Source organism: Microbacterium sp. LB12 (genome assembly GCF_037150835.1).
Taxonomy (GTDB): domain Bacteria; phylum Actinomycetota; class Actinomycetes; order Actinomycetales; family Microbacteriaceae; genus Microbacterium.
Window position 1 is genome coordinate 844,704 of record NZ_JBBCPF010000001.1, and the last position, 23,955, is coordinate 868,658.

At 68.5% G+C, this 23,955-nt stretch carries 21 protein-coding genes; 14 read left to right on the forward strand and 7 right to left on the reverse strand.

All coding sequences use genetic code 11. The features are described from left to right. Window positions 1-95: 95 nt before the first annotated feature. From WFM69_RS04150 to WFM69_RS04215, 14 genes are all read left to right on the forward strand, one after another. The gene (locus tag WFM69_RS04150) at window positions 96-1,370 is read left to right on the forward strand and encodes a polysaccharide pyruvyl transferase family protein (RefSeq protein ID WP_337001922.1); all 1,275 of its coding nucleotides are present in this window, start codon (window positions 96-98) and stop codon (window positions 1,368-1,370) included. Next, complete coding sequence (locus tag WFM69_RS04155; RefSeq protein ID WP_337001924.1) at window positions 1,367-2,092, forward strand: NAD-dependent epimerase/dehydratase family protein; 726 nt, start codon at window positions 1,367-1,369, stop codon at window positions 2,090-2,092. The genes WFM69_RS04150 and WFM69_RS04155 overlap by 4 nt, the downstream gene beginning before the upstream one ends. Beyond that, window positions 2,089-2,874 (forward strand): creatininase family protein, encoded by a 786-nt coding sequence (locus tag WFM69_RS04160; protein WP_337001926.1) that lies wholly within the window; start codon window positions 2,089-2,091, stop codon window positions 2,872-2,874. The genes WFM69_RS04155 and WFM69_RS04160 overlap by 4 nt, the downstream gene beginning before the upstream one ends. Before the next feature lie 173 nt (window positions 2,875-3,047). Continuing rightward, window positions 3,048-4,754 carry a peptide ABC transporter substrate-binding protein gene (locus tag WFM69_RS04165; protein ID WP_337001928.1) on the forward strand — a complete coding sequence of 569 codons (1,707 nt, stop codon included), beginning with the start codon at window positions 3,048-3,050 and terminating at the stop codon, window positions 4,752-4,754. Between the two features lie 129 nt (window positions 4,755-4,883). After that, on the forward strand, window positions 4,884-5,915 hold the full coding sequence (locus tag WFM69_RS04170) for a lactonase family protein (RefSeq protein WP_337001930.1): 1,032 nt from the start codon (window positions 4,884-4,886) through the stop codon (window positions 5,913-5,915). After that, on the forward strand, window positions 5,915-6,757 hold the full coding sequence (locus WFM69_RS04175) for a fumarylacetoacetate hydrolase family protein (protein WP_337001932.1): 843 nt from the start codon (window positions 5,915-5,917) through the stop codon (window positions 6,755-6,757). The genes WFM69_RS04170 and WFM69_RS04175 overlap by 1 nt, the downstream gene beginning before the upstream one ends. Beyond that, the gene (locus WFM69_RS04180; RefSeq protein ID WP_337001934.1) at window positions 6,754-8,073 is read left to right on the forward strand and encodes an aspartate aminotransferase family protein; all 1,320 of its coding nucleotides are present in this window, start codon (window positions 6,754-6,756) and stop codon (window positions 8,071-8,073) included. The genes WFM69_RS04175 and WFM69_RS04180 overlap by 4 nt, the downstream gene beginning before the upstream one ends. Beyond that, complete coding sequence (locus WFM69_RS04185; protein WP_337001936.1) at window positions 8,070-8,546, forward strand: RidA family protein; 477 nt, start codon at window positions 8,070-8,072, stop codon at window positions 8,544-8,546. Before WFM69_RS04180 ends, WFM69_RS04185 begins: the two co-directional genes overlap by 4 nt. Continuing rightward, on the forward strand, window positions 8,543-9,307 hold the full coding sequence (gene kduD, locus WFM69_RS04190; RefSeq protein ID WP_337001938.1) for a 2-dehydro-3-deoxy-D-gluconate 5-dehydrogenase KduD: 765 nt from the start codon (window positions 8,543-8,545) through the stop codon (window positions 9,305-9,307). The genes WFM69_RS04185 and kduD overlap by 4 nt, the downstream gene beginning before the upstream one ends. Window positions 9,308-9,342: 35 nt before the next feature. Then, entirely contained in the window at window positions 9,343-10,188 is an 846-nt protein-coding gene (gene kduI, locus WFM69_RS04195; RefSeq protein WP_337001940.1) for a 5-dehydro-4-deoxy-D-glucuronate isomerase, read from the forward strand. Next, entirely contained in the window at window positions 10,185-11,150 is a 966-nt protein-coding gene (locus WFM69_RS04200; protein WP_337001942.1) for a 3-hydroxyacyl-CoA dehydrogenase family protein, read from the forward strand. Before kduI ends, WFM69_RS04200 begins: the two co-directional genes overlap by 4 nt. After that, the gene (locus WFM69_RS04205) at window positions 11,147-12,637 is read left to right on the forward strand and encodes a M81 family metallopeptidase (protein ID WP_337001944.1); all 1,491 of its coding nucleotides are present in this window, start codon (window positions 11,147-11,149) and stop codon (window positions 12,635-12,637) included. The genes WFM69_RS04200 and WFM69_RS04205 overlap by 4 nt, the downstream gene beginning before the upstream one ends. Then, window positions 12,628-14,151, forward strand: coding sequence for an amidohydrolase family protein (locus tag WFM69_RS04210; RefSeq protein WP_337001946.1), 1,524 nt, complete (start codon window positions 12,628-12,630; stop codon window positions 14,149-14,151). The genes WFM69_RS04205 and WFM69_RS04210 overlap by 10 nt, the downstream gene beginning before the upstream one ends. A gap of 110 nt (window positions 14,152-14,261) precedes the next feature. Beyond that, window positions 14,262-19,568 carry a carboxypeptidase regulatory-like domain-containing protein gene (locus tag WFM69_RS04215; RefSeq protein ID WP_337001948.1) on the forward strand — a complete coding sequence of 1,769 codons (5,307 nt, stop codon included), beginning with the start codon at window positions 14,262-14,264 and terminating at the stop codon, window positions 19,566-19,568. Between the two features lie 177 nt (window positions 19,569-19,745). On the opposite strand, the gene WFM69_RS04220 is transcribed toward WFM69_RS04215, so the two are convergent. The 7 genes from WFM69_RS04220 to WFM69_RS04250 form a co-directional block, all read right to left on the reverse strand. Further along, window positions 19,746-20,141: a hypothetical protein gene (locus WFM69_RS04220; protein WP_337001950.1), complete on the reverse strand. Its 396-nt coding sequence runs from the start codon at window positions 20,139-20,141 to the stop codon at window positions 19,746-19,748. Further along, entirely contained in the window at window positions 20,131-20,763 is a 633-nt protein-coding gene (locus WFM69_RS04225) for a hypothetical protein (protein WP_337001952.1), read from the reverse strand. Before WFM69_RS04225 ends, WFM69_RS04220 begins: the two co-directional genes overlap by 11 nt. Then, window positions 20,760-21,569 carry a hypothetical protein gene (locus tag WFM69_RS04230; protein ID WP_337001954.1) on the reverse strand — a complete coding sequence of 270 codons (810 nt, stop codon included), beginning with the start codon at window positions 21,567-21,569 and terminating at the stop codon, window positions 20,760-20,762. Before WFM69_RS04230 ends, WFM69_RS04225 begins: the two co-directional genes overlap by 4 nt. Before the next feature lie 94 nt (window positions 21,570-21,663). Further along, window positions 21,664-22,392, reverse strand: a complete 729-nt coding sequence (locus WFM69_RS04235; protein ID WP_337001956.1) for a DUF2510 domain-containing protein — start codon at window positions 22,390-22,392, stop codon at window positions 21,664-21,666. 59 nt (window positions 22,393-22,451) lie between these two features. Then, a complete protein-coding gene (locus WFM69_RS04240; protein ID WP_337001958.1) occupies window positions 22,452-22,916 on the reverse strand; it encodes an SRPBCC domain-containing protein in 465 nt (154 codons plus the stop codon). A gap of 9 nt (window positions 22,917-22,925) precedes the next feature. Beyond that, the gene (locus tag WFM69_RS04245; protein ID WP_337001960.1) at window positions 22,926-23,570 is read right to left on the reverse strand and encodes a dihydrofolate reductase family protein; all 645 of its coding nucleotides are present in this window, start codon (window positions 23,568-23,570) and stop codon (window positions 22,926-22,928) included. A gap of 1 nt (window position 23,571) precedes the next feature. Further along, window positions 23,572-23,910 carry an ArsR/SmtB family transcription factor gene (locus WFM69_RS04250; protein ID WP_337001962.1) on the reverse strand — a complete coding sequence of 113 codons (339 nt, stop codon included), beginning with the start codon at window positions 23,908-23,910 and terminating at the stop codon, window positions 23,572-23,574. Window positions 23,911-23,955 lie beyond the last annotated feature (45 nt).

Sequence of the window (23,955 nt, forward strand, 5' to 3'; positions counted from 1 at the left end):
CGACTCTGCGGAAGGCTGCGAATCATATGGACCCGACCTCCTCGGCATCGACGAATCCCCGGCGACCGCGCGTGCTGTTGAGGTCATCGTGGCAGATGGCGAACATCGGAGACATGGCGCACGCGCCCTCCGCCATCGGTCTCCTCGCGCGGCACGCTCCCGACATCGACGTCGTGCTGTGGGCACGACGCATCTCCGACACGGAGCGCCGGACGCTCACGTCCTGGTACCCGGGCCTCCGGATCGTCACGGGCGAGGTGGACGAGCTCGGACGCCTCTCGACACCGGAGTTGCAGGAGGAGTTCGACGCGTGCGACTTCCTGTTGCACGGATCCGGTCGTCTGCTCGCTGGTGAGCCCGATGTGATCCGCTGGAGGCAGCTCACCGGACGCCCGTACGGCTTTCTCGGCATCTCCGTCGATCCGCTCTCGCCGCCGGTCGACGGCTCCCACGGCTGGGTGGGGCCGCTCGCGGAGATGGACGACATCGTCCGGCACCTCGGCGACACCCACATGACCGCGCAGCGCCGTCAGCTGCTTTCGGAGGCGTCGTTCGTGTACTGCCGCGACTCGATCTCGGCCCGGTACCTCGCGCAGCATGGGCTCGGACCGAGCGAGGCCGTGGGCTTCGGGCCGGACGCCGTGTTCGCATTCGCTCCGCCCGGTGGGGTGCGTCCGCACCTGGAGCTGCAGCGGAGCCTGTCGCTCGGGAACGAGCCGTACGCCTGCGTTGTTCCGCGACTGCGGTACACGCCGTATCACCGGTCATTGGGCTTGCCGGTCGGCCAGGCCGAGATGCTGAAGGACGCCATCAACGCGGCATCGTCCGATCGAGAGTTCGATGCGCTCCGCGCCGTCATCATCGATCTGGTCCGTGAACGCGGCCTCCGCGTGCTGATCTGCCCCGAGATGGACTACGCCGGTCCGCTGGGTGCGCAGATCGCGGCCGAGCTGCCGGATGATGTGCGGGAACGTGTATCGGCATTGATCGACTTCTGGGATCCCGAGTCTGCGACGGCGATCTACGCCGACGCGGCCGTGGTCGTCAGCATGGAGTGCCACTCCCCGATCCTCGCTGCGCGGGTGGGCGTTCCTGCCCTGTATGTGCGGCAGCCGACCGACACCATCAAGGGGGCGATGTGGGCGGACCTCGGCCTCTCGGATCGCATCCTGGAGGTCGAGGACGCCACGGGTGACGAACTCGTGGCGGCGACGTCACGCATCCTCGACGACCTCGCGGGTGCACGGGCCGACATCGTCGCGAAGGCCGCGGCGGCGAGCGAGCGCCTGGACACGATGGCGGTGTTCGCCGGTGCGCGCATCCGCGAGGCGGCCACCACGCGTGCTCTCGTCGCGGAGGTGCGGGCATGAAGGTCCTGGTCATCGGTGGAGCGGGCAAGGTCGGCAGGATCATCGTCCCGGCGCTGGGCGGCGACCACGAGGTCGTCGTCGCCGACATCGCCGGATCCGATCAGCCCGTGCCGCAGCACGTTCCTTTCGACATCACCGACCCCGCGGCGTGGGAGGCGATGCCGCCGGCGGATGCGCTGATCTTCCTCGCGATGCCGACGACGGCGGACCCCGACGATCTGAGCGTCGCCGCACGGCAGTTCGACATCTCCGTGCGGGGACTGTACCTCGCGCTCAACTGGGCCGGGCGTCGCGGCGCGTCACGGGTGATCTATGCGAGCAGCCTGAGCGTGTTCGCGACGCCTCCCGGCGATCGGTATCCATCGAGCCCCACGCCGCCGGATGCCTTCCGGGCGTACGGGCTGGCGAAGAGGCTCGGCGAGGAGGTGTGCCGAGCCGCCGTGCGCGAATGGGGTCTCACCGTCACGGCGCTCCGGCTGGCGCACCCCTCCACGACGGAGGAATGGAGCGGTCCCGTGTATCCGACCGCGACCTCGCCCGCTGATGTCGCCGCGGCCTTCCTGGCGGCGTTGGAGCGTGAGGGGGGCGACTTCCTCGTCGTCCCGGTCAGCGGCGACCGCACGGGAGAATATGTCGATCTCTCCGAGACGGCGAATGCGATCGGGTGGACGCCGTCTGATCGGCTCACAGCCGTGCGGCCGTGGCCGGTGGTGGCACGATGAGCGCGGTGCGGCGTCTCGCTGAGATGACCACCGGCGACGCGGCGGAGATCCTCCCGACGTGCGGGATCGCGGTCATCGCGGTGGGGGCGACAGAGCAGCACGGACCGCATCTGGCGCTGCAGACCGATGCGCGTATCGCGGCGGAGTTCGCCGAGCTGCTGGTGGGCGAACTGGGCGACCTCGCCGTCCTGTGCCCGCCGCTGCCGTACGGGGTTTCCGATCATCACCTCCGCTTCGCGGGAACGATCAGCCTCTCCTCGAACACGTTCGTCGTTCTGCTCATGGATGTCCTGCGGTCGTTGCACGCGCACGGTGTTCGCCGGGTCGTGATCGTCAACGGACACGGCGGGAACATCGCATCCCTCGCAGAGGTCTCGCTCCGCGCCCGAACCGAGCTGCGCCTGCCCGTGGCGTCGATGATGTGGGCGAGGCTGGCCCCCGATGTCGTCGATGCGGGGTCTGTCGGTCCGGAGCGGGGCCATGCGTGCGAATCGGAGACTTCTCTCGCGCTCGTCCTCGCGCCCGACATCGTGCGTCCGGAACGGATTCCGGACCCGGAGTTCGTGACCGCCTTCCCTGCGGCCGCGCGACCACCGCTCGGGTACGTCGACATCGCCGCGGACTTCGCCGACCTCACGACGAACGGCGTGTGGGGGCACCCGAAGGCTGCGACCCGGGAGTTCGGCGAGCGGATCCTGGCGACGGCGATGGCGCGGGCGGTGGCATTCTGTCGCGATTTCGTCGGCTGGCAGCCGTCGGACGAGCCGGAGCACCGGGGCTGAGAACCGCATAGACCGCTCCCTCCGCCTGCCGATTGACAGGACGAGGGGAGCGGTCTAGCCTCGAAGTGTTCGTCTACGTGTTATCTGTTCCCATACCCGAACAACGGATCGGCGAAGATGCCGAGCCCCACACCAACGAAGGAAACCCCGTGGGCCACAAAGTCACAACCCGGATGAAGAAGTTCAGCGGTCTCATGATCATCGGTGCACTCGTGCTGAGCGGCTGCAGCTTCTCGGCCGACACCCCCGACGAGACCTCCACCGCCGCCCAGGTGCTGCATCAGGGCATGACGCCGGTCAACAACCTGGATCCGCAGTTCCGCAGCGGTGCCGGTGGTGCGCACATCATGCTCGCCGGTCTGCTGGAAGGACTCGTCGTCGTCGAGCCCGGAGGCGAGGTCGTCCCGGGTGCCGCCACGTCGTGGGAGGTCTCCGACGACGGCACCGTCTACACGTTCGCGATCAACCCGGAGGCCCAGTGGTCCAACGGCGATCCCGTGACGGCGCAGGATTTCGTCTGGAACTGGCAGCGGCTGCTCACGCCGGGTGAAGCCGGCACCGAAGCAAGGGCCTATGAGACGAGCGTCGGCGTCGTGGGGGCGAGCGAGTTCCTCGCCGGGGCGACGACCGACTTCTCCACCGTCGGTGTGAAGGCGTTGTCCGACGAGGAGCTCGAGTTCACGCTCGTGCGTCCCAACCCGGACTTCCTTTCGACGCTCGCGCTGCACTGGGGTCTCCCGCTCCACCCCGCGACCGTCGAGGAGTTCCCCGACACCTGGGCGACGCCCGAGAACTGGGTCGGAAACGGGGCCTACGTGCTCGACGAGTTCCGCCTCAATGCCGGAGCGACGCTGGTGCCGAACGAGAAGTACTGGAACCGCGACGAGTACCACCTCGACGAGTGGGACTTCCGTTTCTCGGACGGCGGTGACACCGCACAGCTCCTCGCCTTCCAGTCCGGGGAGATCGACGTCATGCGCGTCGAAGCGGACCTGAGCGCCGTGACGAGCGATCCTGAGCTCCTCGAGCAGCTGGTCGCGGCTCCGGCGAACCAGATCAGGAGCCTGCAGGTCATGTCGAGCAAGAACGAGGCGCTGCAGGACGTCCGCGTCCGCGAGGCGCTCTCACTGGCCATCGACCGCGAAGCGCTCGCGTCCATCCAGGCCCCCGACGTTCCCGGCACGAGCCTCGTGCCGGATGCCGTGCCCGGCTCCGAGGACGTCGCACAGACGGACTACGACCCTGAGCGCGCTCGCGAACTCCTGGCGGACGCGGGCTATGCCGACGGCGCGGGGATGCCCACGATCACGATCCTCACCAGCCAGGCTGCGCCGTTCCTCGAGGCCATCGGTGAGATGTGGAACAAGGAACTCGGCGTGACCTTCTCCCTGGACGTGGTCGAGGCCGGTGTCTACGTCGAGAAGCGCGCGCAACTGCATGAAGCCGACTATGCCGGGTTCTACTACATCAACTACTCCCTCACACCTCCCACCGCCTACCGTGCCGCGACATCGGCCGCGGGACAGCGCTGGAGCACCTTCCTGCTCCCCGCCGACGCAACCGCCGAGTATCAGGCCGTCGGAGCGGACACCGCACTGAGCCCGCAGGACAAGTCTTCGGCGCAGGCAGAGATCATCGCCCAACACGCGCCGAAGGAGTGGAACGCCTACGTCAAGGCTCTCGCCGCCGCCGAGAAGATGAGCGCCGGAGAAGAGCAGAACGCCGCTCTGCTCGATGCGGCATCGAAGCTCGAGGCCGTGTACGCCCGCATCCCGGTGCTCTGGGGCGGGTACAACCTCCTCGTCTCATCCACGGTGAAGGGGCTCGAGCCCTGGGCGACGAGCAGCGTGTTCTCGACGAAGGGTGTGACGATCGGCTGATCGTCACACGGGGTGCGCGCCGCGGCGCGCACCCCGGACCCGAGCGGCGCTCTGCCGCGATCACCCGGCGAGAGCGTCGTCCATCGCGCCCGCCCGCGGCTCCGGCCGCACGAATGAACGGAACGAACGATGGGTGCGTCCCTCTATGTCGTCGGCGAGACGACCGCCGCGCGGATCGAGGATCGCGGCACCACCGCATGGAGCACGGTCTCGACCGTGGAACACCCCGGCCAGGCGTTCTCTGCGACGGCGGTGAGCACAGGCCGCGGGGCGCGGTTGTACATCGCCGTCGCCGCCGATGAGGGGAGCATTCTGACGCTCGAGGACTCCGGTGGCGTGTTGTCACCGATCGCGAGCACACCCTCCGGTGGCGACCTGCCGTGCTCGCTGGTCGTCAGGGACGACCTGCTCGCCGTCGCCGACTATCGCCGGGGCGCGGTGCGCATCCATCGCCTCACCGACGGCGTTCCCGGCGACGCCATCCAGACCGTGCTCTACGAAGGCGGAGGACCGGACGGGCGCCGCCAGGACGCCTCGCACATCCACGCCGTCCTCGCCACCCCGGGAAAGCTGTTCAGCGTCGATCTGGGCGCGGATCGCGTGCATATCCACGACTGGGGGCTGTCCGGCGTCGTGGGGCGACCGGCCGATACGACCCTCCCCCCGGGGACCGGTCCGCGCCATGCCGCGGTTCTCACCGACGAGCATCTCCTGACCGCGAACGAGCTCGACGCGTCGCTGTCGCTGGTTCGGCGCAGCTCCGGCGACACTCCGGGGCAGACTGTGGCGCGCCTCGCCCTCCCTGGTTCGCCCTCCGCGGGAGTGCGCGACTATCCGTCAGACGTCGTCGTCGCCGGACAGCACGTCTTCGCGGCGACGCGCGGCGCCGACCTGATCACCCACATCGTCCGCCGCGGCACCGAACTGGTCGTCGTCGACGAGCACGCCAGTGGTCGTTGGCCCATGAAGCTCGAGGTTCGAGGGAGCCGCCTCTACTGCGCGGCACGCGACGACGATGCCGTCCACGCCTGGGACATCGATGCCGAGACGGGGCGTCTCTCGGCGACCCGCACCACGATCGCAGAATCGCCTCGTCCCGTCTGGGTCGGGGCGGCACCGAGCGCGGCACTCCGCCGTGTCGACGAGAAGGGAATCCGCTGATGCACATCCAGCGAAGGGAAACACCCGATGGGGCGCAGTTCGTCCGACGGGAGGCTGACGGCACCCTGCGGGCCATCGCTCCTCCCGGTGCGGGTATCCGCGAGATGCTCGCAGGCACCCGGACGCACGAGGAGACCATCCTCGACCCGGCATCCCGGATTCTGCCCCCGCTCGTCCCCGGCAAGATCGTCGCGATCGGACTGAACTACCTCGATCACATCCGGGAAGCCGGAGTCGAACCCCCGACCCGTCCCCTGATCTTCGCCAAGTTCCCCTCGACGGTGATCGCCGACGGCGACGAGATCGCGTTCGACCCGACCGTCGCCAAGCGGGTCGATTGGGAGACCGAGCTCGCCGTGGTGATCGGCTCCCGTGCTCGCGACGTCGCGGAGGAGTCGGCGCTCGAGCACGTGTTCGGCTACACCATCGCGAACGACGTGTCGGCGCGCGATCTCCAGTTCGCCGACGGGCAGTGGATCCGGGGCAAGAACCTCGACTCGTTCTGCCCGCTCGGCCCAGGCATCGTCACAGCGGACGAGATCGTCGACCCGCAGGCTCTCGCGCTGCGCACGCGCGTGAACGGACGTCTCGTCCAGGATTCCTCGACCGCCGAGATGCTCTTCCCGGTGGCTGCGCTCATCTCCTACTGTTCTCACCTGTTCACCCTGGAGCCGGGCGATGTGCTCCTCACCGGCACGCCCTGGGGCTGCGGGGAGTTCGCGTCCCCGCCGACGCACCTGGATGAGGGCGATGCCGTGGTGTCGGAGATCGAGGGGATCGGCACCCTCACCAATCGTGTTCGCCACCGCGTTCAGGCGGTCTCAGGCAGGAGTGCAGCGTGACCATCACCCTCATCGACTCGTGGCCCACGTCGCTGTCCTCTTGGGAGCGGGCGAAGCGCACCCTCGGCGGTGGTGTCTCGACAGGTCTCCGTGCCGCCATGAAGCCGCATCCGCTGTCGTTCAGCGGTGGCTCCGGAGCACGACTGACCGACGTCGACGGCAACTCCTATCTGGACTACGTCCTCGGTTGGGGACCCGTCATCCTCGGTCACGGGCATCCGGCGGTCACATCGGCCGTCGTGGCCCAGGCGCCGCACGGCGCGACCTACGGCAACGGGCACAGGCTGGAGTACGAGGTCGCGGAGCGGATCGTGGATGCGATCCCCGGCATGGACCGAGTGCTGTATGCGAACACTGGATCCGAGGCCTTCCAAGTGGCTCTGCGGCTGGCCAGAGCGGCGACCGGGCGTCAGAAGTACATGAAGTTCGTGGGGCACTATCACGGGTGGAGCGATCCCGCCCTGATCGGCTACCGCCCCGACGCCGATGGGCGGCTGTCGGGGCCGGGCACCCGAGGTCAGAGTGCCGCTGCGCTGGACGATGTGGTGCTCGCTTCGTGGGGAGACATCGAGGCCACACTCGAACTGATGCGCACGCACCGAGGCGAGCTCGCTGCCGTGTTCGTGGAACCGGTGCTGTGCAACTCCGGCGTGATCCTCCCGTCGCACGACTTCCTGTCGCGCCTCCGGGACGCCTGCACCGCCATCGGTGCGGTGCTCGTCTTCGACGAGGTGATCACCGGCTTCCGCGTCGCCTACGGTGGCGCGGTCGAACGCTTCGGCGTCGTGCCCGACCTCGTCATCCTGGCGAAGGCGATCGCGGCCGGCTACTCTCTCGCCGCCGTCGCGGGAACCGCCGCCCTCATCGATCAGACGAGTGCGGGAGTCGTGCACGCGGGCACCTACAACGGCAACCCCATCGTCTTGGCCGCGGCGAGAGCCACTCTGGACGAGTTGGCCAGACCAGGGACGTATCAGATGCTGGAAGAGAAGGGCCGCGCTCTGGCGACAGGTCTCGCCCGTGCCGCGGCGAATGCGGGCGTTCCCCTGGCCGTCAATCAGATCGGTCCGGTCGTGCAGACGGGCCCCGGGGTGGATCGGATCGATTCCTTCGACGACTTCCTGCGCATCGACGCCGCCTGGTACGACGTGGGAATCGTTGAGATGCTTCGTCGCGGGATCTACGTGATGCCCGGCGGTCGCTGGTACCTCTCGACGGCGCACACCGATGCGGACATCGCGGCCACCGTCGCCGCAGCGGGGGAGGCGTTTCGCGCGACGACAGAGCTGGTCGGACAGCCGGGGGAGCCGCGATGACGGCCCGCGCCCGCCTCGCCGCTGTCCTCGACGTGTCGCCGCCCCTCGTGCCGGACGAGTCGACGATCGACGGCGTCGTCGTGAGCGACGGGATCGCGTACGTCTCCGGCGTGGTCGCCTTCCGCGGCGCCGCGCATCCAACTCCGGGGAAGGTCGGCAGGGAGCTCACGGTCGCCGAGGGAGCCGTCCAGGCCGGTCTGGCGGTCGCCAACGGCCTCTATCGTCTGGAACAGACACTCGGCTCCCTCGACCGCATCGACCGCATCCTCAAGCTCACGGTGTTCGTCAACGCCACGGCGGACCTGGTCGAGCATCCTGCGGTCGCCGACGGCGGCTCCCGCGTGCTCCGTGACGTGCTCGGCGGGCGTGGACGGCACGCACGTTCGGCGATCGGCTGTGTGAGCCTCCCGCTCGGCGCACCTGTGGAGATCGAGATGATCGCGAAGGTCCTCGACGATGGACGCGGGCGATGATCGTCTCGCGATTCCGTCTCGACGGGCGCACGGCCATGGTGACGGGTTCTCGTCGAGGATTGGGGCGCGCCGTCGCGCTCGCTCTCGCCGAGGCGGGTGCCGACCTGATCCTCGTGGATCGCGGCGACGCGTCTGACACCGCTCGTGCCGTCCAGGCGCTCGGGCGGCGCGTGCACGGCATCGGCCTGGATCTGGCGTCCGCGAGCCCGGCGGAGATGGATGCCGCCGTGACCGAGGCCGCGGAGGTGTTCGGCGGGCTCGACATCCTCGTCAACAACGCCGGCACCATCCGCCGTGCCCCGGCCGTCGCGCACGCTGCGGAAGACTGGGACGAGGTCATCGCCGTCAACCTGAGCGCGGTGTTCCACCTGACCCAGGCCGCCGGGCGACGCATGCTCGCGCAGGGCCACGGCAGGATCATCAATGTCGCCTCCATGCTGTCGTTCCAGGGCGGCATCCTGGTGCCGGGATACGCCGCGTCGAAGCATGGGATCGCCGGGCTCACCAAGGCGTTCGCCAATGAGTGGGCGGCGGGAGGGGTGACGGTCAACGCCGTCGCCCCTGGTTACATGGCGACGGACAACACCGCCGCGCTCCGGGAGGACCCGGCACGGGAGGCCGAGATCCTCCGCCGAATCCCGGCGGAGCGCTGGGGTCGGCCGGACGACGTGCAGGGCGCCTTCGTGTTCCTCGCATCGGACGCGTCGGCATACGTGACCGGTGTCGTGCTGCCGGTCGACGGAGGGTGGCTGGTGCGATGAGCAACAGGCAGACATTGAAGGACAGGAGAGACCTCATGACCGCGACAGCGATCGATGTCCGGCACGCGACGGCGCCCGACCAGGTGTCAGGCATGACGCAGCAGGACCTTCGCGACGCCTACCTCGTCGACGGACTGTTCGCGCCCGGCGCGATCAGGCTCACGTACACGCATCACGATCGGATCGTGCTCGGGGGCGTCGAGCCTGGTGGCTCCGCGCTGGCGCTGCCAGCGTACGAGCAGCTTCGCAGCGAGTACTTCCTCGAGAACCGCGAGGTGGGCATCGTGAACGTCGGCGGTCCCGGCGTCGTTCAGGCCGACGGTGAGCGCTTCGACCTCGCGACCGGCTCGTGCCTCTACCTCGGTCGCGGCGTGCGCGAGGTGATCTTCTCGGATGCGGCCGACGCGTCGGGCGCACAGTTCTACCTCTTCTCCGCCCCCGCTCACAAGGCGTATCCGGCCCGGCTGGTCGCAGCGGGGGAGGGGACAACGCGGTCGCTCGGAAATCCGCTGACGGGCAACGAACGTCGTCTGCACCAGTACATCCACCAGAACGGCGTGCGCAGCTGTCAGATCGTCATGGGGGTGACCGAACTCGCCCCCGGATCGATGTGGAACACCATGCCCGCGCATACGCATGCCCGTCGCACGGAGTGCTATCTGTACTTCGACCTCCCTTCTGACGCGCGGGTGGTTCACCTCTTGGGCGAGCCGAGCGAGACCCGTCATCTCCTGATCGCGGACCGTCAGGCCGTCATCTCACCGAGCTGGTCGCTGCATTCGGGCGTCGGGACGGCGGCCTACTCGTTCGTCTGGGCGATGGCAGGCGAGAATCAGTCGTTCGACGACATGGATCCATCGCCGATCACGGAGCTGCGATGAACGACATGGGCGGGCAGGCCGACGCGAACGACGCCCTGCCTCGTGTCGCGGTGCTGGGTGCGGGGCTCATGGGTCACGCGATCGCGCAGGTGTTCGCTGTCGCCGGAGCCGACGTGCGGGTGTGGGATCCGGATCCGGTCGCGCTCGCCGACCTGCCGGGACGCATCGCCCAGAACCTGGAGGCGCTGGGGAAGGACCGCACCGTCGAGGTGCAGTTGTGCGAGACGCTGGCCGCCGCGGTCGCGGGTTCCGACCTGGTGTGCGAGGCCGCGCCGGAGCGGCTCGAGGTGAAGAAGGACCTGGTCCGGCAGGTCGAGGAGGTCGAGAGCGGTTGCGTGTTCGCGACCAACACCTCCGTCCTGCGGATCTCCGAGATCGCCGCGGAGGCGCTCGCCCCGGAGCGGATCGTCGGCGTGCACTGGTGGAATCCTCCGCACCTGATCAGGGTCGTGGAGGTCGTAGCGGGCGAGAACACCTCGGCTGACACGCTTGCCCGTGTCGAGGGCTGGCTCTGCGCCGCGGGCAAGATGCCGGTACCGGTGTGCGACGCACCGGGTTTCGTCGGAAACAGGATGCAGTTCGCACTTCTCCGAGAGGCGGTGCGCATCGTCGAAGAGGGCATCGCGACGCCGGACACGGTCGACCTGGTGGCGCGGGAGACAATCGGTCGCCGGTGGGGCGCGGTCGGTCCGCTCGAAAGCGCCGACTACATCGGTCTCGATCTTGTCGACGAGATCATGACGTACCTGTCGCCCTCGCTGTCTCGAGAGATCACGACGCCGCAACTCCTTCGCGACCGCGTGCAGGAGGGGCGGCTGGGGGCCAAGACTGGCGGAGGGATCTTCGACTGGCCGGACGGCGCACGCGCCCGTGTGACGGATCGCCTTCGCCGTCACCTCGTGGGTGATCCGCTGCGGACCGGAGGACAACGGGAAGAACAGGGAAAGGAAGGGGTCGCATGAGGATCGCGATCGCAGGTCTCGTGCATGAGGCGAACACCTTCGTCGCGGAGCGGGCCGATCTGGCGACGTGGCAGCGTCAGGGCGTGTTCGAGGCGGAGGAGATCCGTCGATGTCATCGTGGAGCACGCACTGTGGCGGCCGGATTCCTGCTGCTCGAGGAAGAGGCGGACGACGTCGAACTGGTCCCGATCGTCCACTCGATGATCATGCCCACCGGCATCAGCACCCACGAGGCCTACACCAGCCTCGCGGATCGCATCGTCGACGGCATCCGTGCGCAGGGTCCGTGGGATGCTGTGCTGCTGGATCTGCACGGTGCCGCGGTGAGCGAGGTCGAACGCGACGCCGACGGCGCTCTCGCACGTCGAGTCCGGGAGGTCGTCGGCGTCGACGTACCGATCGGCGTCACTCTGGACCTGCACGCGAACGTGTCGGAGCTTCTGGTCGAGATGTCCTCGATCATCACCGTCTACCAGACGAATCCTCACATCGATGCTGCAGACCGGGGTCTCGACTGTGCTCGTCTGGTCGCGAGGATGGTGCGCGAGCAGTTGCGCCCCAACATGGCGCTGGTGCGGCTTCCGATCGCGATCGACATTCTGTGTCAGAGCACGGATGAAGGGCCGATGGTGCCGCTCATGCAGCAGGCGCGGGAGGTCGAGAAGCGGAGCGATGTGCTCTCGGTGAGTCTGGTCGAGGGGTTCCCCTATGCCGACGTGGCGGAGATGGGGATGTGCGTGCTCGTCACCACCGACGAGTCGTCGGATGCCGCCGACGAGCTTGCTCATGCACTGGCGAGGTCGGTGTGGGATGCGCGTGAAGAGATGATCGGCTCGCGGATGTCTCCCGAAGACGCGTTGCGTGAGGCGGAGGCGGAGGCGGAGAGGCAAGGGCCGGTGGTCGTCCTCGACGTCGGCGACAACGTGGGTGCCGGAAGCCCGGGTGACTCCACGCATCTCCTGCATGCTGCACGCGCACTCGGTGTTCGAGGGGTCGCCATGCCGTTGAGCGATCCGGTCGCCGTGGAAGCCTGCGCGCGCGTGGGAGTGGGCGGGCGCGTGCGGATATCAGTCGGGGGACGCACCGACGATGCGCACGGTGAGCCGTTCGACATCGACGGCGAGGTGATCGCTTTGCACGACGGCGTCTTCGAGGACAGCTCGCCGACGCATCTCGGCCAGACGACCTTCGATGTCGGTGCTTCGGCCGGCGTGCGCACGGATGACGGGATCCTCCTCGCTCTCTCGTCGTACCGGACCGGAACCTTCAGCCGCGTGCAGTTCTCGATCGTCGGAATCGACCCTCAGCGCACGCCGATCGTCATCGCGAAGGGCGTCCACTCTCCACGCGCGGCGTTCGAGCCGATCGCCAGCCGGCTGATCTGGGCCGACACCCCGGGTGCGACCCGGTCGGACATCACCGCGCTCGCCTACGAGCATCGACCGCGGCCCGCATTCCCCTTCGAGACCGACGCACGATGGAGCTGACGCCGCACGAGAGCCCTCCGGTGGTCGATGCCGACCTCCTCATCCGCGGCGGCAGGGTGGTTGACCCGCGCAGCGGGCGTGACGGCGTCGCCGACGTCGCGGTCCGCGACGGTCGGATCGTGGCGGTGGGCACGGCCGCCGTCCAGGCGACGACGGTGGTGGAGGCGCAGGGGCTGACCGTGGTCCCCGGCTTCATCGATCTGCACAGCCATGCACAGACACCGCTCGGGTTGATGCTGCAGGCATTCGACGGCGTCACATCCGCTCTCGATCTCGAGGCGGGGGCGCTTCCGATTCCCGACCACTACGCGGACGCCGAGCGTGAAGGCCGACCCATCGGCTTCGGCTTCTCGGCATGCTGGGCCTCCGCCCGGCTTCACGTGATGGACGGCGTGCCGTTGCGAGGGACGGGACCGTCCGGTCGTCTGCTGTCATCACCCGAGCTCGTGCTGCGCAATCAGCGCTCGCCGCGCTGGCAGCACCCGGCCTCTGCGCGAGAGCGGACCGCCGTCATCGGTGCGATGTCCGATGCGTTGGAGGCCGGCGCGCTGGGGATCGGGATGCTCTTGGGCTATTGTCCCGGGGCGGGTCGGAACGAGGTCCTCGACATCGCGCGGCTCGCCGCCGCGGCGGGCGTGACGGTCTTCGTGCACGTTCGATACATGTCCAATGCCGGACCGGCGTCGTCGTTGGACGCGATCACGGAGATGGTCGATGTCGCCGCTGAGACCGGCGTCCACCTGCACGTCTGCCACGTGAACAGCACATCGCTGCGCCTGATCGACGATGTGATGCTCGCCATCGAGCGGGCACGCGCACAGGGTGGGCGCATCACGACGGAGGCGTATCCGTACACGACATCCAGCACCGGCATCGGTGCTGCATTCCTCGATCCCGCGCAGCTGTGGCGGCTCGGTATCGAACCCGATGCGATCACATATCTGCCGACGGGACGACGGGTCAGGGATGCAACCGAGCTCGCGCTTCTGCGTGAGCGGGATCCGGGAGGGCTGTGTCTCATCGACTATCTCGACGAGCGTGTTCCGGCGGACGAGAGACTCGTGACTCGCAGTTTCCAGGAGGCGGGGACCGTTGTGGCCTCGGATGCCATGCCTCTGGTCGATGCGTCCGGTGCATACGTGCGGGACGCCGTGAAACTATTGCCGGGCATGCACACCCACCCTCGGAGCGTGGGCACGTTCGCGCGGACATTCGGTCGACTGGTTCGCGAGCGCAGTGTCCTCACGCTGCATGATGCCGTGTTGAGAACCTCGACCCTCCCGGCTGAGATGCTCGCGCCGTTCGTGCCGCAGATGCAGCGCAAGGGGCGGATCGCCGTGGGCTTCGACGCCGACATCACCGTGCTGGACGAGAGGACGATCACGGACAGAGGCAGTTTCGCCGCGGTGACGCCGTCGACGGGGATCGAGCACGTCTTCGTGGGCGGACGCCCGGTGGTGCGTCGAGGGGCGGCCGGTGCAGACCTCGCCGCCGGTCGGTCCATCCGTCGCTGAGTGACCTCGGTCGTCAGCAGTCTTGACGCGCGGCGGCACCTCGCTCTACGCTCTGGTTCATACAGCTGGACATCGTTCGTGTACATGAACACCCAATGAAGGGTCTCCCTATGCGTCGCGTCACACCTCTCGCTCTGTTCCTGTCCGCCGCCGTTGTCGCGGGCGGTGGTATCCCCGCGCAGGCGCAGGCGCAGGTGCTCGTGCCGCTCGCCCCCCTCTCACCTTTCACGAACATCGGCGAGATCGCGCTCACCACGCAGCAGGCCATCGCCGAGGAGTGGACTGCGGCGCCGACGATCGACGGCACGCTGTCCGAAGCCGCGTGGGCGACCGGTGCGCCCTTGTCCTCGTTCGCGAACGCTGCCACAGGGGCGCCGGCCGCCGGGGCGATCGAGTACCGGGTCGGCTACGGCGATGACGGGCTCTACATCGGCGGATCCGTGTCGTCTGCGGTGGCAGCGGACATCGCCGCCGTCGAGGTCGTGATCGGCGGCCCCGATGCCACGAGCGTTCACGGAGTGGCCTCGGTCGCGCTGAACCCGAGCGGTCCCTTCACGACTGCCTGGAGTGACCCCCTCATCGGCGACCCGGCGGCTGGACGAAACGCGCTCGCCGCGACCACCGCCACCGCAACGGCCTCGGGGCGGACCAGTATCGAGATCTCGATCCCGTGGAGTGAGCTCGGCGGGGGTGCGCCGACGGAGGGCGATACGTGGCAGTTGAACGTCGTGCACGTGCCGAACCCGGGCGCGATGCCGATGGCGTCGTGGATCCCGCTGGTCTCCTCTCGGTACATGGATCGCGACGGCGGAAGCGTCGACTTCACGACGAATCTCGTCGATCAGGGGCGGTGGGGCACGCTGATGCTCGGTGCACCGGCAGCGGGGGCGACGGAGTGGGCTCCGGCAGACCCGCGCTTGGCCTTCACCGGCCTCGAGCAGAAGGAGTTGAGCTTCGACACGCCGAGTGGCGTGCCCACGTATGAGCTCGCGTGGAAGGCTGCCGACTCCGCGTGGGAGACGCTCGCCCCGCCGACGGTGAGCGCGGCATCCGGTCGGACCACGCTCGAGTTCGCCCACCCCCCTGTCACGGTCGACGGTCTGCATCGGGTACGGGTGGTGGCGACGACCGGGTCCTCCGCGCGGATCGCCGAGTTCACGTTCGACCGCACCGCGTACATCGCCGCGGGCGAAGCGGCACAGGGGTTCGCCGCCGCCCCGCCCTCGGGTTCGACCGCGGTTGCCTCCGCACCCGCCTCGCCGACCGTGCAGGCGATCCTCGACCTCATCCCCGAGCACAACGGGATGCGCTTCGTCGGGCTCCCCGAACAGCCTGAGCTGTCGCCCGAGGCGCACTATGCGCTCGCCCCGGACGGGCAGAGCATGATCGCGACGAAGACCTCGACCGTCTACCCGAACGCCTCCTACCCGGAGACCCACACGATCAGGGCGTACGACCGGACGGGCAACCCCGTCGACTACCCGTACTACGAGGACTCCGAGGGGCGACGGTACTTCCTCTCGGCCGCGCTCTGGCAACTGCAGCGCGAGAAGGCGCTGACCGATACCGAGAAGGTCTCGAGCACCGACCCGCTCGGGACGGCACGCATCCTGTATCGCTTCGCGCAGACCTATCAGAACTACGTCCCGACGACCGACCAGCGCTGGCACAACTTCCCCATGGACGTCAGCAGCGGCGCCCCCTACAACTACTGGGGCGGGATGTGGAACTCCTGGTCGGTGAACGACTTCGTCAGTCTCGACCCGCTGCTCAAGGCGTATCGCGCTGTTCAGCAGACCGATGCCTTCGACGTGCTCAGCGTCGAGCTCGGTGTCGACGTCGAGAGCTACGTCCGTGAGGAGATGCTGCGGCCCTCGTTCGACTACGTCCTGAGCTACCCGCCCACCTACGGCAACCTCACCTATCCGATCTGGAATGGACTCGTCGAGCTCGGCCTGATCCTGGGAGAGCCCGACTACATCCACCGCGCCGTGGAGTGGATCGAGGACTTCATGGCGAACCGATTCCTCACCGACGGGACCTGGTACGAGGTCACGACCTCGTACCACAACCAGACCTACCGCGGACTGCTCGCCACCATCGCGCGGCTCGATGGGTATACCGATCCGGCAGGGTACATCTCCCCGCGCACCGGCACGCGCTACGACGACCTCGACCTGGCGGCGTCCTTCCCCGCGTTGTCGACGGGGTCGCAGTTCGTCCCCACTCTCGTGTATCCGGACAAGCACACGCTCCCGCTGCAGGACACGTGGGCGGCGAACACGGTGGCCTCACCGCTGCCCGGCGCCCCGATCCTGTACCCGTCCGCCGGAATCGCCCGCACGACATCGGGAACAGGGGCGAGCCAGGCGCAGACCTACCTGCAATTCGTGCCGAAGTACGGGCACAACCATCTCGACCCCCTGACACTTAGCTTCTTCGACGAAGGTCAGGAGCTGCTGCCCGACCTCGGATACACGCATTCGAAGTACTACTACTTCTCGACTTCCACCATCGGGCATAACACCGTCGTGGTCGACGGGGCGGACATGCGCACCGCCGGCGCCGCGGTGGACGGAGGACAGATCGAACGCTTCGTGCCGGACGGCGGTCCGATCAGCGTGATGCGTGCCGCCCAGCCCAGCGCCTACCCGCAGACAGACGAATACAGCAGGGAGCCGTGGTTCGTCCGCTTCCCCGGAAGCGACGACGGCTACATGCTCGACGTCTTCCGCGTCGAGGGCGGCGAGCGGCACGAGTACACCCTCAACGGCTACGCCGGAGGTACTGCCGAGTTCTCGACCGACCTCACGCTCACCGACTACGGCGACCGCCTCCTCCCTCCGGGGGTCGAGGCGACCGAGGCTACGGGGTCCGGCGAGACGGGTGACGCGGAAGGCCACTACCCCGGCTACATCTATGTGACCGACGTGAAGAAGGCGGCGCTGCCCGACGACCAGTACCACGTGCAGGTCGAGACCTACGACGACACGGGTGCGGAGAGGGCGGTCCTCGAGATCACTGGTCTCCTCGAGGACGGCGACAACGAGCTGTTCCTCGGGCGCGCACCGTCGATCAAGAACACGCGTGAGCTGGGTCGTGTCGGCGACGTGAACGACATCCTCGAGGACCAGACCATGCCCAAGCTCGTGCTGCGCAGGGAGGGCACCGCGCTGTCGAGCACCTTCACCACTGTGCTCGAGGCGCATGCGAGCGGGTCCGCCGCCACGATCGAAGGGGCGGATCGCCTCCCCGTGGACCGCGGCCCCGACGGCGCCGTGGCGGTGCAGATCACGTACGGCGGCGTCACCGACATCCTGCTGAGCAACTCCGAGGATCCCGAGTCGGAGATGACCGTCGGCGACATTTCGATGACGGGAGAGCTCGGCTTCATCCGGATCGTGGATGGCGACATCGTCGACATGCGTCTCGTCAACGGAACGGGACTCAGCAAGGGTACGACCGCGATCGCGGGCGACGGAGAAGCGGCGGGACAGGTCATCTCCACCGAGCGCGTCAGCGCGGGCGATGCTGCGAACGTCATCGTGACGGACGCCCCGGTGCCGGCAGATGCGGTCGGTCGCTATCTGATCGTTCGTCATCCGGACGGCACCGCCCGCGGCTACGAGATCGCAGACGTCGCCCCGCGCGGAACGGGTTCCGCAGTAACGTTGGCCACACAGGATCCCGGCTTCACGATCGACGGCGCGACCTCGCAACTGGACTTCTACCCGCGCACCGCGTGGACAGGGGCCCACGGATACACGGTCGAGGACCGCGCCGCGCTCGCGTCCCCGGTCATCGATGCGCCGGTCACGGGCTCCCTCACCGGCACGGTGACGGATGAGGCCGCGGCGCCCGTCGCGGGAGCGACGGTCTCGGTGAGCGGCTTCCCCTCGGCGACGGCCGTCACCGACGCGCTCGGAACATACATGATCAGCGGCGTGCCGCTCGGCACGCGGCGCGTCGTCGCATCCGCGTCCGGCTACGTCGATGTCGTCTCCGGACCCGCGACGGTGGCGGTGGGACCCGCGGCGACGATCGACGTCTCGTTCACGACGGAGTCTCTGCCCGTGCTCTCCGATGTCCCCGTCGGCGTCGGTGCCGGACAACCGGTCAGCGCCACGAGTTCGAAGGCGGCGGACGTGTATCTCGTGCCCGCGGGAACGGCGAAGAACGCCACGGCGATCACGGCGGCCGCGATCGCGGACGGCGCGTCCGTGTCCGGGGCGTCCCCGGGTGTTTCCGTGAGCATCCCCACCTCGGGGCTCGACGTCGGGGAGTACCGGGTCTATGCGATCGATGCCGGTGGCGGTATCTCGCGCAGCGCGGGGGTGGTGCTGCTGGCGACCGACATGGGCGTGGTCGAGGACACCGATCCACGACTGCGGTTGAGCAGCGGGTGGCGGGCATTCGCCGATGCGAGTCATCACGGGGGCTCGACGAAGAGGGCCAGTGCGGCCGGAGAGTCGGCGGACCTCCTCTTCTACGGCAGTGCGGCGCGGGTGTATGCGCAGGTGACGCCGGGAAGCGGCATCGCCGAGATGTTCGTCGATGGCCAACTCGCGGCGACGGTCGACACCTTCGCGAACCCGCTTCGCTATCAAGACCTCGTGTTCGACACCGGGCGTCTCAGCGAGGGCGTGCACGAGATCAGTGTGCGTGTGACCGGGACCGCGCGCCCCGCCGCGTGGGACACGTTCATCGCCCTCGACTACATCGAAGTCGTGCAGAGCGCCGCACTGGCGCCCGCTCTGTCCGCCGTGTCGACCGGGCCGCTGGTGACGGGCGAAGACGTCGTCGCCACAGCGGATGAGGCATCGGAGTTGTACCTCGTGCCGGCAGGGACGGCCGCGGACGTCGCCTCGGTCGCCGCTGCAGCGACGAGTTCAGGCGCGACGGCGCCGGCGACTGCGGCTGTGCCGACCGCGATCGACACGACCGGACTCGCGACCGGGAGTTACGTGGTGTTCGCCGTCGATGGCGACGACAACTTGTCGACGCCATCGTCCTCCCTCTTCGTCGTACAACCGACGAGCGGAACGATCCAGGATGACTCCACCTCGCTTCGGTACACCGGGAACTGGCCGAGCTTCTCCAGTACGGCGTACTCGGGCGGCACGCTCCGCAGAGGCCAGTCATCGGGTGCGACCGTCGAGATCCCCTTCTACGGGACATCGATAGATCTCATCGCCAACAGGCAGGCCACGGCCGGCGTGATGAACGTGTACCTCGACGGCGTGTTCGCCGGCACGGTGGATGCGTATGCAACCCCGAACCAATACCAGCAGGTGATCTTCCAGCAGAGCGGGCTTGCGCTCGGCGCACACGTGCTCACGATCGAGGCCGCCTGGGTGAAGAACGCCGCAGCGACGAACTACTACGTGTACTTCGACGCCGCCATCAGTGCGCAATGAACCCGCGCCGAGTTCAGGCCGGGACGGTTGCCGTCATCCGGACCCTGCCGACCCCCAAAGACCCCCGGATGGGCTGAGCAGTCCATGGCTGAGTGAACGTTCAGCCCGTCCGGGCGCCGCAGATGGAGTTGACGAAAGTCGGCTGCCATGTGCAGTAGCGCTCAGTGCGGTGGGTGCCTAGCCGAGCCATGGCGCGCGAATCGGGGTCCGCCGCTCCTCGAACGACAGGTCGGGGTCGGAGCGGTCGATCAGTGCGACCCACTCGGAGCGACCTTGCTGCGTGAACCCGGCCGAGCCGGCCCGCGGGTCGCTCGCGTATGCGACCACCCGCCCCTTCGTGCTGGACCCCACCTCGACCGCGATGCCGCGGTAGGTGCCGCGGTTCGCGATGTCGAAGCAGGGGAGTTTCTCCCGAGCATCGATCGCCCGGAAGTAGCCGGTCTTCCCTGGACGCTTCGTGAAACCCGGCGCGGGGGTCGGCGACCACACCGACCAGCCGAAGGTGCTGACCAGGCGGTAATCGACCCCGTCGAGCGTCGTGTGCAGCCCGCTCTTCAACTCTTCAGTCGACATGAGGCTGCGCCTCCTCCGTTCGACCCGCGGCTCGCACCGCAGCAGCGTCGAGGCGCTTCAGGTCGACGTACCGGTCGACGCGCACGGGCTCGTCGTCGATCCAGACGGTGTCGCCGTCCACTCGCAGCACCCCGACGTACACCACTCGGTCGGCCTCGGACGAGTACGCGGTGACGATCCATGCGTCGCCGAGCCGCCGGTGCGCGGAGGTCAGTGCCGCCTGGATCGCGTCGTCCTCGCCGTCACGGATCGCTGCGACCAGGGTTCCCACCGGGAACGAGGCATCCACACCGACGACGACCGGATTGGACAGCACCGCGCCACCACGGATCCGCCACCGCTGGGCCCGACGAAGGATCATGACGACGCACACCACGAAGATCACGGGCGGGAGCGCGAAGGCCGCAGCGATCGCGAGCCCGGACTTCACGCGTCCGCCGAGGAACTCGACCGTCGCGTTCGGGTTGAGGTACACGAGCAGGGCGACGACGACCATGATCGCGGCGGTGATGGCCCAGAAGATCATCTGCGGGCCGGAGCGCTCCGCGACGAACTGGTCGGGGTGCGACCGGAACCACGGGCTCAGCGACCGCGAGCGGGACCGCAGCGGGGTGAAGCTCATGAGTCGCTCGCCGCTTCGCCCGCCCCAGACTCCTCGGACCCGATGTGCCCGAACCGGGCCGACCGGGAGGAGGAACGCATCCGATAGAACGTGAACTTCCGTCGTCCACGGCTCCACACCGGTGTGCGGTTCGGGGACGGGTCGTCACGCTCGCCGAGCGCTTCCTCCAGGTAGGCGAGGGTGGCCGCGTACGCGTCGTCGTCGGTCTTCGCGGTGACACCCGGCGGGCGTCGAGCCGCCGGGAAGAACAGGCTGGCACTCACGGATCCGTCCGGGAGCATCTGGGCCGTCGGATGCTGCGACACCCACGCCGGCTTCGGCCAGATCCCGCGCTCGCTCGGCTCGGTGTCGGCGTCGATCAGCCCGTGCGTCAGCAGCCAGGTCATCCCGTCCGCGCCGTCCAGGAAGTCCTTCGCTGCATCGCGCAGCACGCGCAGCGAGTACGTGGAGACGAACCACAGCTCCAGCTCACCGCCGGAGCGAACCCGGGCGGTCACCTTGAACGGACCGAGGTCCCAGTGCTTGTCGGACCCGATGGTCTTCCCCGCTTTCCGGGAGATCGCCGTCCGCAGCCGCCGTTCCGCTGCCGCTTCATCGTCCACCCCGGCCAGCGGCGCGCGCACCCACAGGTGCTCGTCGACCTCGTCGTCTTCGGGCAGGCCGTCGTCATAGACCGGCTTGTGCAGGCCGAGGTTCGCGAGCTCTGCCTGCAGCTGCTCCTGTGTCATCGTCTGCTCGCGCTGCACTCGACCGAACAGCGCCGGCAGGCTCGTCATCAGGTCATCGAGTTCCACCATGCTCGTCATCCCTCCACCCTATTGAGACCCGGCGACATGCACCGCAGGGGTTGACGAGGTGGGTTTGCGGCTCTCGGAACGCCCCGACGGCGTCGGGTGTGGATCAGCCCTGAGGATCGCAGGTCAGGGTGGCGTCCCCGATCACCTGGACGGCGAGCTCGCGTTCGGACGCGAGCGGTTCCGCGCCTGCGACGAGGAGTTCGACGCTGTCGTCGGAAAGCTCGGAGTCGTAGACGTACTGTCCGACGCACGGGTAGAAGTCGGGCATGTCGTCATAGGTGGTCAGCCCGTTCGCGCGATTGATCTCCTGGGCGGCCGCGCCGATCTCCGCGGGAGACGGACGGTTCCCGCTCGCGTCGGCGGGTGGGTCCGACCCCTCGGCCGGCGCCGAGGGCGGGTTGTTCGTGGGGAGAGCCGAGTCGATCAGACCGGGCGCATTCACCAGGAGCGTGACGACGAGCACGATGGTTCCGATCGCCCCGCCCGCGACCGACAGGATCAGGCCGACGATGGACGGCCACTTCGCCGCGCCCTTCATGAACAGACCGATCAGCGACACCACGAAACCGGCCAGCAGCACCGCCACGCCGATGCCGAACAGCAGCGGGATGCAGGCGAGGACCGTGCCCAGCGCGGCCAGGCCCAGTCCGACGAACCCCAGAACCGGCGATCGTGGAGTGGTGGCGAGCGGAGCGCCCGTCACCGCCGCTCCCGGCGCCGGTACCGCGGGGCCCGCGGCCTGCCCCGGGGCGAAGTGGTCGGTCCACCGCGCGCCGTCCCACCAGCGCTGACGCCCGGAACCGTCGTCGTACCATCCAGCCGGCATACTCATTCGCGCCCCCTCCTCGTTGCGGCGATCCACCTCACGCGAACCCCCATCGTACGGGGGTGTCAATCGGCGAGGTACGCCCCCAAGGCATCGAGCAGTCCGCGGGTGCCGGCCTCTCGTCTTGCGCCGTCGGCCCAGAACCGGTCGAAGAACACGCCGTGCTCGGTGTGCGTGAAGCGGGTGCCGTCCGCGGTCGGCTCGAACTCGAGCGACGCCAGCGAGGTGGACATGTGCTCCCCGTCGACCCACATGTCGTACGTGGTGACGATGCGCGTGTGCTCGACGATGTCGGTGTAGGTGGCCTCGTAGCGCGAGAGCGGTCCGTCGTGGAACTTGCCCTCGTCGATGTCGCGTCCGCCGACGCGGAAGTCGAAGGCCCATTCGCGCGTCTCGGCGTGGTCGCCTGCGCCCCACCAGCTCCGCTTCTGCTGCTCGTCGGCGAAAGCGCGCCAGACATCCGCGACTGTGGCGGGGTAGTCGCGGGTCAGGGTGAAACCGGAGCGGGCGAGCCGGCGTTCGATCGTCATCGCGGCGCCCTATCGCGTCAGACGGACGTGGATCACGCCACTCTCGGCGACCTCGGACGTCACCTGGTGGGTGGCGTCGATGCCGACCAGGTCGTCCCAGAGCCGATTCCCGCGGCCGAGGAAGATCGGCGTGATCATGAGGTGGAGGTCGTCGACCAGGCCCGCGCGGAGGAAGGCGCGCGCCGTACGGTAGCCGCCGCCGATGCGGACGTCCTGTCCGCCCGCCGCCTGCACCGCCTCGGCGAGGAGGTTCTCGATCGTGTCGTCGCGGAAGTGGAACGTGGTGTCGTCCTCCATGGGGATCGAGGGGCGCGGTGCGGTGTGCGTCATCACGAACACGGGCGTGTGGAACGGCGGCGAGGCGCCCCACCATCCCTTCCAGTCCGCATCGTCGGGGAAGCTGTGGAGTCCGAACATCCCGGCGCCCATGATCTCGGACCCGACACCGTCGAAGAACGCCGCGGCGTAGCGGTCGTCGACGCCGGTGGTGCCCTTCCCGCTGTCGTCGCCGAAGATCTTCGCGCGGAACGTGCGGGTCGCGGTGTACGCGGCCGTGAGCCGGCCCCAGTCCTCGCCCATCGGGTTGTCGGGGGTCGCATCGGACGGTGTGAAGCCGTCGAGCGAGGTGAAGAGATCCATGCGGATGCGGGACATGTCAGTTCTCCTTCGGAGCGGTGCGGGTGAGGTGGATGCCGAGTCGGTCGGCCTGATGCTCTGCGGGTGTGCGCTGCTGGCCGAGCCACAGGTGCAACACGTCGAGGGCCCCCGGACGGAGCGTCACGGTGCGGACGCGCCCGTGTTTCTCCGAGACGACCACTCCCGCGTCTTCGAGCACGCGGAGGTGCTGCATGAGCGACGGCAGCGCCATCGCGAACGGCTCGGCGAGCTCGGAGACGACCGCGGGCGACACGGCCAGCCGTTCCACGACGGCACGGCGCGTGGGATCCGCGAGAGCGCGGAGCACGGCGTCGAGGTCATCCTGATACTTAGGCATTGACCTAACTATATGTGTTTTTCCCCGCGGGTCAAGAGCGGTCAT